Source organism: Agrobacterium salinitolerans, assembly GCF_027498475.1.
Classification (GTDB): Bacteria; Pseudomonadota; Alphaproteobacteria; order Rhizobiales; family Rhizobiaceae; genus Agrobacterium; species Agrobacterium salinitolerans.
This window is the reverse complement of the sequence record NZ_JAPZLN010000002.1, coordinates 500381-513692: the sequence shown is the minus strand read 5'-3', so window position 1 is coordinate 513692 and position 13312 is coordinate 500381. Positions and strand designations below refer to the sequence as shown.

Genomic DNA, 13312 nt, shown 5'->3' with positions numbered 1-13312 from the left:
CCTTATTGCTTTGCGGCCGGGGCAGCGCTCTCGCTGCCGGCGGCGGCAGTGACATCGGGCTCCGGCGACCACGGTTCAGGCTTCACCTTCGCGCCCGGCGCGGTTTTCTGGAAACCTTCGGCAACGACGCGATCGCCATCCTTCAGCCCCTCCGAAATCACCCAGCGATCACCGATGGAGCGTCCGACGCTCACGCGCCGCTGTTCGACCGTGTCTTCGGCATTCACGACTAGCACGCTGGCTTGTCCGCCCGCGTCGCGCTGCACCGCCTGCTGCGGCACGGCAAAGGCCGCCTTCTGGATACCCTGCTGGATCTGGACGCGAACATACATGCCCGGCAAAAGATCGCCGTTCGGGTTGGGGAATTCGCCGCGCAACGTCACCTGGCCGGTGGTTTCATCCACCGCTGCCTCGGAGAACAGCAGGCGGCCAGACACCGGATAACGGCTGCCATCATCAAACAGCAGGTTGACTTCGGCCTCGTTCTTGCCGGTCATCAGCTGGCCGTCTTGCAGCGCCTTGCGCAGGCGAATGAGATCGGCGGCCGGCTGGGTAAAGTCGGCATAGATCGGATCGAGCTGCTGGATCGTCGCCAAGCTTTCAGAGCCGGTCGCGCTGACCAGCGCGCCTTCGGTGATGCGCGCCCGGCCGATGACGCCGCTGATCGGCGCCTTCACATCGGCATATTGCAGATTGAGCCTTGCTTCCGCAACGCCCGCCTCCGCCACCACCACTTCGGCATCGGCTTGCGCCAGCAAAGCGACGGCATTGTCGAATTCCTGCTGAGAGCCGACATTGGAGCGGCGCAGCTGCTGCTGACGGTCAGCCGTCTGCCGCGCCTGCAGTTGCGCGGCCTGCGCCCGGCGCAGCGTGCCTTCGGCGCTATCGACGCGCACCTGGAAGGGTGCGGGATCGATCCGGTAGAGCACGTCGCCTTCCTTCACCAGCGAGCCCTGCTCGAACACCCGCTCGACGATGATGCCGGAAACGCGCGGACGTACTTCGGCAAGCCGCGTCGGCGCGATGCGTCCCGGCAATTCGTTGGTGATGGGTAGTTCTTCCGGCTTCACGGCCACGACCTTGACCGCACCGGGCGGCGGGGCGGCGGGCGCGGACGCCTGCTCATCGCTACACCCGACCAGGACGATGCCTGTCAACAACACCGCTACGATCTGCCCAAATCTCTTCGCCATACTGCGCTCCGAATCCATAAAATAGGTCACATTTACATACATACTAATACGTATGTAAAATTTCGACAATAGAATTGCTGCAGTGCAAAAGCGCTCTCACGCGCTTGTGAAGACGTTTGAGGCGGTTTGGAAACGAGATTTGCATTGCAGAAAATGAGGAGAAGCGAGTGGCACATGGCGGCAAGCAACCTGCGCGTGGTTGCACTCCCACAACGTCTGACGAAAATAGCGCAAACGGGAGGGCGGCGACCCTTTCCGCCCTTAGGACAGACGTTTCAGCGAGTTCGGCTCCGGCTGCGGGCCGCCCTTCGTCGTGTCGTTATTGTCGGCGGCTCTGTTGCGCAATGCCGCATAATAGGCGTTCTTCTGCTCGTACATATTCATGTCGGCCCGGCGCACCAGCGATTCCATCGTCTCGCCGGCCTCGCTGGTCGCCACACCCAGCGAGAGGCTTAGCGGCGCGCTGGAATAGAACTGGTTGTTGATTTTCAGCAGTTCGTAGACGGTTTCCACCATGGCGGCGGCGACCTGCTTGTCGGCGCCGGGGAGAAGGATGGCGAATTCGTCACCGCCGATGCGCGCGGCATGGTTCGGCGCAGTCACCACACCGTTCAGCACCTCGCCCACCCGCCGCAGCAACGCGTCGCCGGCATCGTGGCCGAGCTTGTCATTGGCATCCTTCAGGCCGTTGAGATCGATGACGATGGCGGAAACCGGCCTGAGCGCGCTGCGCTCCAGCCGGTTCAGCTCGTCCGAATAGAAAGCGCGGTTGTGCAGCTTGGTCAGCACATCGTGCTTGCCGAGATACTCGAGGTAGGCTTCCGCCTTCTTGCGCGCGGTAATATCCGTCAGCGCCACCTGCACCAGCGACCAGTCGTGCTCATGGCCCGGAAAAACGGAAAAATGCAGGAGAACGTGCCGCTCCGAGCCATCAAGCGCATAATTCACCACCTCGCGATGGTGGGTGAGATTGCCGTTCCAAAGCTCCATCAGCTGTTCCCGGAACGGCTTTTCCATCTCGCCACGGAAAATATCGCCTAGCCGCTGCAACAGGACCTGCCGGTCCGGCGCGCAGAACAGGTCAAGCGTCGCGCGGTTGACGTCGATGACGCGGATTTCGCTCATGCATTGCCGCACGAATTCGGGATGCACATCCATGAACACGCGGAAATCGACGATCCCGCGGTCCCTGACCTCCTCGATCAATCGCCGCACCCGGCTGAAATCTTCCACCCACAGGGAAACGGGTGAGTGTTTGAACATACCTTCGGCATAACGACGGTTGAGAAGCTCCTTGCGGCGGGCTTCCTCCCGCTCCGTCACATCCTCGGTGGTCAAAAGCAGCCGCCCGAGTGTTTCTTCGTGGCCGGGAATGACCGCGCCGCGCAGCTGAATATCCAGTCGCTTGCCGCCGATTGAATAATTGACCGCGTTGCTGGTGAACTCCGTCTTGCCCGCCCAGAGTTCGGAAAGCTCGTTCACATGGCTTTCCAGCATGTCGTCACGAAAAATCCGGTGCAGATTGTCAACGAGATGCGCCTGATCACGGGCCTCGAACAGCTCCAGCGTCCTGGGGTTGACCTTAATCACACGGATTTTCTGCGAACAGGCCGCTACCCTTGATAAATCTTCGAGAAGAAACGCCCTGATATCCTCCACGCCCTGAGACCGCCAGATATCGAACTGGCTTTTCACCTCGCTGAAATCTTCTATCCACATCGCCACGGGCGCAAGATTGAAGATGCTGGTATCGGTCGTCTCACTCATGCGGGCATTCTTCTTGAGGTAAATGCGGATGAAGGCCGAAAGGGTGCGGGGCAGCAATGGCCGCCCGCATCTCCGGATTTATTAGGGATATTCGATTTAACGCAAGCATTTATCGCGCAAACCGTCAGATTGGGCGATAATTCCTGAGCTTTGTGACTATGATGCCCGTTACCAGAGCTTCACGTGGCGGTTCACATCCTTGTAGAGCAGGTAACGGAACCGGCCCGGTCCACCCGCATAACAGGCCTGCGGGCAATAGGCGCGCAGCCACATGAAGTCACCCGCCTCAACTTCTACCCAGTCCTCGTTCAGCCGGTAGACGGCCTTGCCTTCCAGGACATAAAGACCATGTTCCATCACATGGGTTTCCATGAAGGGAATGGTCGCGCCCGGCTCGAAGGTAACGATGTTGAGATGCATATCATAGCGCACATCTTCCGGATCGATGAAACGGGTCGTTGCCCATTTGCCTTCCGTGTCAGGCATGGCCGACAGGGCGATCTCGTCTTCATGCGAAAAGATCGCCGGCGGCAGCTCCAGCCCGTCAACCGCCTGAAACGCCTTGCGGACCCAATGGAACTTGACCGGCGCCTTGCCCGAATTGCGAAGCCGCCAGCGGGAACCGGCAGGCAGGAAGGCGAATGAACCCTCCCGCAGCGCGTGCTGCACGCCCTCGAATTCCACGGTCATTTCGCCGTCAACGACGAAGATCGCGGCTTCAGCCCGCGCGTCCGGTTCCGGCCGCTCACTGCCGCCGCCCGGCTGCACCTCGACGATATATTGCGCGAAGGTTTCGGAAAAACCCGTCATCGGCCGGGCGATGATCCACGCGCGAGTGCCGGTCCAGTGCGGCAGAACGCTTGTTACGATATCGGACATGACGGTTTTGGGAATGACCGCATAGGCGGTCTTGAACACCGCCTTGCTCGACAGAAGTTCCGTCTGTCCCGGCAGACCACCCATATCCGAATAATATCTCTTCATTTCAGCCATTCCATTCAGCAACGCATTCGGCGCGGATTCTTAAGGCCGCGCCGGCGTTTAATCAAATAGTTATTGGCAAACAGAGATCGGTCCGAAGGACATCACACCTTCTTCCGCATTGTCGCGTAGACGATATTGTGGTTCTCACCGAAAAACACCTCCGCCTCGATGCTCGCAGGATCGGCGCTGGCATTGACGATTCGCCACATATCCGCCTTGGAGCGCAACAGCAGCGCCCAGTTCATGAAGGTTTCCATGTAACCGTCGACGACGATGTCTTCCGAGAAATTGGCGAAGAGGAACATGCCGCCGGGTTTCAGCATCTCCATGCAGCGTCGCGTGAGTTTGATCGCCACGCGGTCGTTCAGATAATCGTAAAGACCGGCCGCATAGATCAGGTCGAAAGTGCCTAGTTCCTGCGTGCGCAGCACGATATCACGCACGGAACCATCGATCGCCTCAATGCAGCTGCCGTTGAAATCACGGGCGACGGAACCGACGCTCAAGGGATCCTGATCGAGCGCCACCCAGCGCTTGATCCGGCCCTCTTTCAGCGCCACGGAGGCATCCGCCTCGCGCAGATGGCCGGAAGCGATGGTGAGGATTTCCGTCTCATCGCCATGCCGGGCTGCGGCCTCGTCAACGAACCGCGTCAGCAAATCGCGCCGCTCGCGCACGGCGACCGAGGAACTGGCGTCCTTCGTGTAGTCGTAAAGGGCCGCACCGAGCGGCGTGGCCTTTTTCACCAGTTCCGCAACGCTGTCGTGGCCATAAATGAAATCCAGCAACTGCGCGTCGCCCGAATAGCCACGCGGCTTTTCGAAGGACCAACGCGTGAACGGGTCTTCCAGAAAACGGTGCGAAACGGGGTGATTCTGTACCAGCGGTATCAGTTCAGCCCACACGCTGGAGTGGAGCTTATCACGCAGGAGATGAAGTGCACCTGCTATTCTATGTATTATCTCACGTGCTGAAACACGATTGTCGAATTGCTGTTGTGCCAATTCGAGAATGAGCGCCACCTCTGCTTTCGCAACTGCGAACTGCTCATCGAATGTTTCCGTTCTGCGCGCAAAAATCTCCTTTGCGACAGTATCCGGGGTGATCAGACTTGCCCCGTCAAGATTTTTTTTCTTTACCCGCACCACTTCAGCCTCCAGTATTAACACATTGTTAACTATACGTTTCTGGGAGGCGGATGGCCACTCGCTTTCGATTTTTGAGCGGTGTAGGGATACATTAGTAAATTAGCGTATTTTTTTGGTCACACTCGTGAGGACGGGAGAAAGCAGATACGCGATTTAGTGAAACTTAATGTTGCGAACGTATAATGCGTTCTTCCTTTCCATGTTCTCCGCACGCATCGGCAGAGATCGACGGGAACCCGCAACGGGTGCGGAAGCACACGGTAAAGTGGAATAAGCAGTTACTTAATAAAGTATACGCAACACTATGGGAAAGTGCATGAAGCACACATTGGGAGAGGTGAGTGGACAGCAAGACTATCGGCGGCCGGACTCCCGGTTTTCTGATGAACTTCTTGCCCTTTACCAGCAGGAAGGTGAACGCAGCCGCCGTGGTTCGATCCGCCGGGGCCTGTGGACCGCTGTTTTAATCTATCTGCTATTTGCCGCAACCGACATCATTCTCATACCCGACGTCGCGTCCTATACCATTCTTGCACGCTTCGCCGTCGTCCTTTCATCCCTGCTGACGCTGGAAATCCAGCTGCGCAAGGGTGCAAGTACTGCCGCGCTCGATCTCACCTGCGCCACGGCTCTCGTCATGGGATATATCGGTTGGCTGCTCCCTTCGCTGTTGACCGACAATACTGAAAACATGTCCTATTACATGGTTTTCGGGGCAATATTCATGATGGGCGCCAATCTGTTTTTCACCTTCCGCTTCCATCTGTCACTGGTGTCTTCAGGTATTATTCTCGTCTCCTATTTTGTGGCGGCTATGCAGTTTCCCGAAGATAGCTTCTACAAGATCGCCTTCGGCACCTTCTACATTTCCTGCTTCGTCTTCACCTCTTACGTGAACTGGAACCTGAACCGGGAACGCTACCATGTGTTCGTCAACGCACTGGAGGCGAAGGCCCAGCAAAAGGCGGCGGACGAGCGTGGCCAGGCGCTGTTGCGGCTTTCCAATACCGATTCCCTGACGGGCCTCCAGAACCGCCGCGCCATCGACCACCATCTGCGCCTTCTGTGGGAAAATTGGATCAGGAAGGAAGAAGGCTTTGCCGTTTTCCTCATCGACGTCGACTTCTTCAAGAAATACAACGACCGTTACGGCCATCAGGAAGGCGACAAATGCCTGGTGACTGTGGGCAACGCCCTGCAGGATGCGATCACCGAACACGGCGCTTCCATCGGCCGCTATGGCGGCGAAGAATTCATCGTGCTGGCGCCGTTCAAGACCAAGCAGCAGGTGGGTGAGCTTGCCGAGACGATCCGCCACACAGTTGAAAGTCTGTCGCTCCCGCATGACCAGCGCCGCGATGGCACCTTCATCGTCACCGTCAGCATCGGTGCGTCGTTCACCCGTCCCAATCCAGACGGCAAATTGGAAAAGATCATCAATGAAGCCGACCGCGCGCTCTATATAGCCAAGGGCAATGGCCGCAACTGCATGAAGCTGTTCGATCCGAACGATCCGCAGACCAGCGACGAGACCGAGAATATTGCCGCCCTGCTGAAAATCGCCGTCGCGGAAAATCTCGTTTCCCTCGTCTATCAGCCTATTCTCAACGTTTCGACCAACGAGACGGCAGGGGTAGAGGCGCTGATGCGGCTCCGCCTGCTGGATGGCACTCCCGTCGCGCCTGGCGTCTTCATTCCGATTGCCGAACGTACCGGCACGATCATGGAACTTGGCCTGTGGACCATCAAGACGGTTTGCAAACAGATACTGGCCGATGACACGGTGGCCGTCGTCAGCGTCAACGTCTCGCCGATGCAATTGAAGAATCCCGGATTCGCAACCTCGGTGGCCGCCATTCTCGTGGAGGCCGGCATTGCCGGCAACAGGCTCGCCTTCGAAATCACCGAAGGCGTCGACATGGAAATGCACTCAGACGTGCTACGGTGTCTGAACGACCTGAAAACGCTTGGTATCAATATCTGGCTTGATGATTTCGGGACCGGTTTTGCCGGGCTCTCCTGGCTGCGCATGACGGATTTCGATACCGTCAAGATCGACCGCTCCTTCCTGCACGACAGCAAGGCCCCGCGCGGACGCGCGATGCTGCAGGACATGATCCGCCTCATCCGCAATCGCGGCCACAAGATCCTGATCGAAGGCGTGGAGACCGAGGAACAGCTGAGGCTGGTGCGGCAGATGGAGATCGACTACGCGCAGGGTTATTATATTGGGCGTCCGGTCGGGGCCGAGAGGCTGAGCGCGGCGGCGGCGCCCTATCCGCGCCCCAACATGCTGCTGCGCCCCGCCTGATCCAGCGATGTCAGCGCAGACTGCCCTCATGTACTGGCCGCTTTAATGATAGGCGGGCAGGCTGAGCAAGAATTTTTCCGCAAGTTCTGAAAAGGCCGCCCGTGTGACGGGATCGACAGGGGCGCCTTCCCTCTCCCGCCTTGCCGCCACCGCCCACTCCCGGTCACCCGGCGCCATGACCTTGCAGTCTTCCCGCACAGGGGATCCGCGCAGGACCTCGAGATAACGTTTCATGCCCTCGTCGAACACGTCGCGCTCCAGGAAGGCCTCCGGCTTCAGTGCCAGAACAAAGGCTCCGAGCCCGCGCGGCGTTGAAAAATCCGGCCCGCCCATGGGAGCGAGATCGAAACTGAGCTTCATGCCGGAGAGAACAGCACTGAAAATCTCGACCATTCCCGCAAGCGCCGCGCCTTTGAACCCGAACTCACCGCCTACAGGGGCAAGCATCTCGGCCGCATTGGGATCGCGCGTATCGACGCCGTCGCCATCCGAAGCGACGCCTTGCGGCAATTGCTGGCCGAGGCTGCGGTAAAGCAGAACGCGGTTATAGGGCACGGCACTCGTCGCCATATCCAGCAGCCAGGGCATGCCGTCCGCTGCCGGCACACCAATGGCAATGGGGTTGGTGCCGTGGAAACGCATTGCGCCATCATGCAGGCGCACGAAACTGTCGGAATTGCAAAAGGTGAGGCCGATATATCCCTGCCGCGCCGCTTCCAGTGCATAAGCGCCGGCGGGGCCGAAATGCGATGAGTTACGGATCGCCACCGCGCCAATGCCGAATTTTTCCGCGAGCGCCATGGCGCTGTCCATCGCCGCATAGGTGGCGCGGGCGCCATGGGCATGGTCGGCGTCGATCGTCTCCACCGCACCGAAGCCCGAAACGCGGCGGATCTGCGGCCGCCGATTGAGACGTCCACCTTCGAGCGCGGTAATATAATGGGCGAGCAGGCGGACGCCGTGGCTGTCCACACCGAGCCTTGTGCCGTGCATCATGGCGCGCGTCGCCGAATCGGCCGTTTCGTCATCGGTGCCGGCGGCCAGGAAAACGGCGCGGCAAAACCGCTCCAGCTCATCAAGCCTCGCCAGGACGTTGGCTTTTTCATTGCTGTGCGCCATAAGGGAATCCTCCCAATTCCAGAATCCATGCCGCACAAGCTATTCACGGGGCGCGTTTTTGCAATCGAATATCGCGCGCCCGAAGGCTCAATCAGTCTTCCGCTCCCGTGGCATCGTAAGAAGAGCGTTCGCCGGCGATGATCGCGCGTTTGCCGACATGATTGGCAGGCCCGACAATGCCTTCCTGTTCCATGCGCTCGACCAGCGAAGCGGCGCGATTATAGCCCACGGACAGGCGGCGCTGGATATAGGATGTGGAGCATTTCTTGTCGCGCATCACCACCTTGACAGCCTTCTCGTAGAGATCGTCGCTATCGTCCTCACCCATGGCGGTCTTGTCGAAAACAGCGGCTTCCTCTTCGACCTCCTCATCGGCCTCATCAGCATCTTCGGTGACGGTGCCGAGATATTCCGGACGTCCTTGGGTCTTCAGATGCGCGACAACCTTCTCCACTTCCTCATCGGAGACGAAGGGGCCGTGGACACGGGCGATGCGGCCGCCACCCATCATGTGCAGCATGTCGCCCTGGCCGAGCAGATGCTCTGCGCCCTGTTCGCCAAGGATGGTGCGGCTGTCGATCTTCGAGGTTACCTGGAAGGAGATGCGGGTCGGGAAGTTGGCCTTGATCGTGCCTGTAATGACATCGACCGACGGGCGCTGCGTTGCCATGATGAGATGAATGCCCGCGGCGCGCGCCATCTGCGCCAGGCGCTGGATCGCCCCTTCGATTTCCTTGCCCGCGACCATCATCAGGTCAGCCATTTCATCGACGATGACGACGATGTAAGGCATGGCCGTGAGGTCCATTTCCTCCTGCTCGTAGACCGCTTCGCCGGTGGCGCGATCAAACCCGGTCTGCACGTTGCAGAATACCGTCTCACCCTTGGCGCGGGCGGCAGCGGCCCTTGCATTGTAGCCGTCGATATTGCGCACGCCGAGACGTGACATCTTGCGATACCGGTCTTCCATCTCACGCACGGCCCATTTCAGGGCCATCACCGCCTTTTTCGGATCGGTGACCACAGGCGTCAGCAGATGCGGAATGCCGTCATAAACCGAAAGCTCGAGCATCTTGGGATCGACCATGATCAGGCGGCACTCTTCCGGCTTCAGGCGATAGAGCAGTGAAAGGATCATGGTGTTGATGGCGACCGACTTGCCCGAACCGGTGGTGCCCGCGACCAGAAGGTGCGGCATCTTCGCCAGTTCGGCGATGACAGGTTCGCCGCCGATGGTCTTGCCGAGGCAAAGTGCGAGCTTCTGGCGGGTCTCGGCGTAGTCGGTCGCTTCGATCAATTCGCGCAGATAAACCGTCTCACGCACCGGGTTCGGCAATTCGATGCCGATGACATTGCGGCCGGGTACGACGGCGACACGCGCGGAAAGCGCCGACATGGAGCGGGCGATATCGTCCGAGAGGCCGATGACGCGCGAGGACTTGACGCCGGGCGCGGGCTCGAATTCGTACAGCGTGACGACCGGGCCTGGACGAACATCGATGATCTCCCCCTTGATGCCGAAATCCTCCAGCACGCTTTCGAGAAGACCGGCGCTCTGCTCCAGCGCTTCCGGCGTCATGGTCGTGGTCTGCTGGACACGGGCTTCCTGCAGAAGATCGATGGAGGGATATTCATATTCGCCTTCGGCAAAGACAGGCGCGTCGCGGAACATCGGCTGCGAGGCCTGGATGGGTGCGCGCGGCGTAAAGCGCGGCTCTGCCGTAATTCTCTCAACCGGCTGAACCTGCTCCACAGGTTTCGGCGCTTCGACAACCATTGGCGTTTCCGCAACGGCCGGCAGCGCGACTTCCTGTTCAACGACCGGAAGGGCCGCAGGAACGACGGACTGGCGCACGCCGATCTCGCGGTAAAGCCGGATTGCGGAACCACCCGGCACGGTGATGACCGGAGGCACGGACGAAAGTACGGTCGCCGCGGCCGCCGGCGATGCAAAGGCGACCGGCGCGACAACAGCAGGTGCCGTGACCGAATTTGCAAGAACGGCGCGCGCGGACGCGGAGACGCCCTCGCCGGCAGCGCCCGGCAGATCAAGCGTCATCACTTCCCAGAACAGCTCATCAGGCAGATGGGCGGCGAAAGCCGGAATGGCAGCCTGCGGCGCGGTGGTCTGAACTGCATCGATGGCGGGTTCGACGGATGGCGGCTGAACCGGCGAGAATATCTGCTGCGCGGGCGCTTCTGAAGCTAGGGAAACCTCCGCCTGAACCGGCGCCCGGGCAGCGGCAGCCGCCTCTTCCGCCTGCTTGCGGGCAAGCTCCAGCCGCAATTTGTAGGTCAACGCCCTCGCACCCCGGGCCTCCGGCGGCTGCGGCAGGAACGGCATGCGCGGCGGCGGCATGCGCGGCTCCGCCGGCTCTATGACCGGCTGAGAGACAGGAGCAACCTCCTGCTGCACAGCCTGTTGCTGCTCCACCACTTCCGGCTCCGGTGCTTCAGCCGGAGCGACAGCCAGGACTTCCTCCTCCGGAATATTGGGGGTCTCGACCGGCATGCGCCGCGCAAACGCGCTTTCCGGCGTGCGGGTGAAACGGACATTCGGGCCGAGCACGAAAGCATTCTGCCAGCCGGGCATCTCGGCGCGGCCTTCGATGGCGTCGGCTGCGCTGACATCGGCATTCGGCTTGGGTGCCGCGCCGGCCTTCATCGCCGCCGTCTGCTGACCGGCAACCGACTGGCCGCCGGCATGACGAGCCTTCTCGCTCCCCTCCCCTACGCTATTGGACGAATTCTGGAATCTGGATCGGGAGAAGCTCATGGCAGCGTGCACACTCATCATAAACGTACATATTTCGGTCTCCCTGAAATAAAAAATAAAGGTTAATTACCCCTTTCCAAACGGGGTCGATGAGGTAGATTTTCGTTTCGTCCATACGCCGCACGGGGCACATGCCACCGAGGGAACGGCATTCCAACCACTTAATTTTATTAGGCTATATCAAATTTTCAGAGCATTACCGAGGGCAAGACGGCAAGGTGAGAAAAGCGTATTGCCGCCGGAAAGCATATTGTTTCCGCAAAGGTGCGCGCAACGTAAAATCATTGCTGTAAAGCCCGCGAATTAACGTGGACACTGCCGAGGTTGCAGCCTTAAGATCGGCCTGCCGCGGCCCAAGCGGAAAGGCCCGTCCAGCCCTCATTTCCGGAGTGAATCATGTCGCCTGTCCATCTGTCCCGTCGCTCGCTTCTCAAGACCTCGCTTCTTCTTGCCGCAACCACGGGGCTGGCAGGCATTGCCGCTGCGCAGCAGGCGGCGCCCGGCGGAAGGTTGATCGTTGCGGCCGATTCGGAGCCGAAGAACCTCAATCCGGCGATCGTCGCCTCAAACGGCGTGTTTTATATTGCCAGCAAGATCATCGAGCCGCTGGCCGAGGCCTCCTTCAACGGCAAGGACGGCCTGGAACCGCGCCTCGCAACCGAATGGGCGGGATCGGATGACGGGTTAAGCGCCACCTTCAAGCTGCGTGAGGGCGTGACCTGGCATGATGGCAAACCCTTTACCTCCGCGGACGTTGCCTTTTCGGCGCTCTACGTCTGGAAACCATTGCAGAATCTCGGGCGGCTGGTCTTTGCCAATCTCGATAAGGTCGACACGCCGGATGAACACACGGCAATCTTCCGCTTCTCCAAGCCAACGCCGTTCCAGCTCATCCGCAACGCGCTGCCGGTCGTTACCAGCGTCGTGCCGAAACATCTTTATGAAGGCACCGATATCGCCACCAACCCGGCCAATACCAAACCGGTCGGCACCGGGCCTTTCGTCTTTGCCGAATACAAACCCGGCGAATATTATCGCCTGACCCGCAATCCCAATTACTGGGGCAAGGACGAACCGCAGCTCGAAGAGATCATCTATCGCGTCTTGCCCGACCGCGCAGGCGCTGCCTCGGCGCTGGAAGCGGAAGAAATACAGCTGGCCGCCTTCTCCGCCGTGCCGCTAGCCGATCTCGACCGCATCTCGAAGGTGCCTGGGATCAAGGTTATCGCCGATGGTTACGAGGCGCTGACCTATCAGCTGGTGGTGGAAATCAACCACCGCCGCAAGGAACTGGCCGACCTCAAGGTCCGGAAGGCCATCGCCCACGCCATCGACAAAAAATTCGTCATCGACAAGGTCTTCCTCGGTTACGCCACGGCATCCACCGGCCCGGTACCGAAGAACGCCCCTGAATTCTACACCGACGATGTCGAGACCTATGATTTCGATGTGGCCAAGGCCAACGCCCTGCTGGACGAGGCGGGTTATGCGCGCAGCCCGAACGGAACACGTTTCTCACTAAAACTTCTGCCGGCGCCTTACTTCAATGAAACCAGGCAGTTCGGCTCCTATCTTCGTCAGGCGTTGCAGGAAATCGGCATCGATGCCGAATTGGTCAACAATGATTCAGCCGCTCACCAGAAGGCCGTTTACACCGATCATGCCTTCGATCTCGCCATCGCGCCGCCGGTCTTCCGCGGCGACCCGGCAATTTCCACCACCATTCTCGTGCGTTCCGGCATTCCGACGGGCGTCGGCTTCTCCAACCAGGGCGGTTACGAGAACAAGACTCTGGACGAACTGATCGACAATGCGGCGATAACGGTCGATACGGCGGTACGCACGGCGCTTTACAAGGATTTCCAGAAGCAGGTCGCCGCCGATCTGCCGCTGATCAACGTTGCCGAATGGGGCTTCATTACCGTGGCGCGCGATACGGTCAAACATGTCGCCAGCAATCCCCGCTGGGCCGTTTCCAACTGGGCGGATACGACGGTCGACGGCTGAGGACGCG

The 13312-nt window shown here is 59.7% G+C and carries 8 protein-coding genes; 2 read left to right on the top strand and 6 right to left on the bottom strand.

All coding sequences use genetic code 11. The features are described 5' to 3' along the window. Nucleotides 1-2: 2 nt before the first annotated feature. From O9X91_RS11070 to O9X91_RS11055, 4 genes are all read right to left on the bottom strand, one after another. Nucleotides 3-1193, bottom strand: a complete 1191-nt coding sequence (locus O9X91_RS11070; RefSeq protein WP_142911845.1) for an efflux RND transporter periplasmic adaptor subunit — start codon at nt 1191-1193, stop codon at nt 3-5. 261 nt (nt 1194-1454) lie between these two features. Beyond that, entirely contained in the window at nt 1455-2960 is a 1506-nt protein-coding gene (locus O9X91_RS11065) for a sensor domain-containing diguanylate cyclase (protein WP_142911846.1), read from the bottom strand. Between the two features lie 168 nt (nt 2961-3128). Further along, nucleotides 3129-3953 carry a bifunctional allantoicase/(S)-ureidoglycine aminohydrolase gene (locus O9X91_RS11060; RefSeq protein WP_137411701.1) on the bottom strand — a complete coding sequence of 275 codons (825 nt, stop codon included), beginning with the start codon at nt 3951-3953 and terminating at the stop codon, nt 3129-3131. 92 nt (nt 3954-4045) lie between these two features. Next, on the bottom strand, nt 4046-5092 hold the full coding sequence (locus O9X91_RS11055) for a class I SAM-dependent methyltransferase (protein ID WP_162520321.1): 1047 nt from the start codon (nt 5090-5092) through the stop codon (nt 4046-4048). A 316-nt stretch (nt 5093-5408) separates the two neighbouring features. Here O9X91_RS11055 and O9X91_RS11050 point away from each other — a divergent pair, with 316 nt between their 5' ends. Continuing rightward, the gene (locus O9X91_RS11050) at nt 5409-7403 is read left to right on the top strand and encodes a putative bifunctional diguanylate cyclase/phosphodiesterase (RefSeq protein WP_269833906.1); all 1995 of its coding nucleotides are present in this window, start codon (nt 5409-5411) and stop codon (nt 7401-7403) included. Between the two features lie 42 nt (nt 7404-7445). Here O9X91_RS11050 and O9X91_RS11045 read toward each other — a convergent pair whose 3' ends face one another. Together O9X91_RS11045 and O9X91_RS11040 are read right to left on the bottom strand one after the other, a co-directional pair. Beyond that, nucleotides 7446-8522: an Ldh family oxidoreductase gene (locus tag O9X91_RS11045; RefSeq protein ID WP_162520322.1), complete on the bottom strand. Its 1077-nt coding sequence runs from the start codon at nt 8520-8522 to the stop codon at nt 7446-7448. Between the two features lie 91 nt (nt 8523-8613). Next, nucleotides 8614-11319: a DNA translocase FtsK gene (locus tag O9X91_RS11040; protein WP_142911848.1), complete on the bottom strand. Its 2706-nt coding sequence runs from the start codon at nt 11317-11319 to the stop codon at nt 8614-8616. 375 nt (nt 11320-11694) lie between these two features. Here O9X91_RS11040 and O9X91_RS11035 point away from each other — a divergent pair, with 375 nt between their 5' ends. Then, nucleotides 11695-13305, top strand: a complete 1611-nt coding sequence (locus tag O9X91_RS11035; protein ID WP_142911849.1) for an ABC transporter substrate-binding protein — start codon at nt 11695-11697, stop codon at nt 13303-13305. Nucleotides 13306-13312 lie beyond the last annotated feature (7 nt).

Bases quoted from the DNA above. Each gene is read 5' to 3' on its own strand.
- O9X91_RS11070 (WP_142911845.1), bottom strand. From the start codon at position 1,193: ATGGCGAAGAGATTTGGGCAGATCGTAGCGGTGTTGTTGACAGGCATC.
- O9X91_RS11065 (WP_142911846.1), bottom strand. From the start codon at position 2,960: ATGAGTGAGACGACCGATACCAGCATCTTCAATCTTGCGCCCGTGGCG.
- O9X91_RS11060 (WP_137411701.1), bottom strand. From the start codon at position 3,953: ATGGCTGAAATGAAGAGATATTATTCGGATATGGGTGGTCTGCCGGGA.
- O9X91_RS11050 (WP_269833906.1), top strand. From the start codon at position 5,409: ATGAAGCACACATTGGGAGAGGTGAGTGGACAGCAAGACTATCGGCGG.
- O9X91_RS11045 (WP_162520322.1), bottom strand. From the start codon at position 8,522: ATGGCGCACAGCAATGAAAAAGCCAACGTCCTGGCGAGGCTTGATGAG.
- O9X91_RS11040 (WP_142911848.1), bottom strand. From the start codon at position 11,319: ATGATGAGTGTGCACGCTGCCATGAGCTTCTCCCGATCCAGATTCCAG.
- O9X91_RS11035 (WP_142911849.1), top strand. From the start codon at position 11,695: ATGTCGCCTGTCCATCTGTCCCGTCGCTCGCTTCTCAAGACCTCGCTT.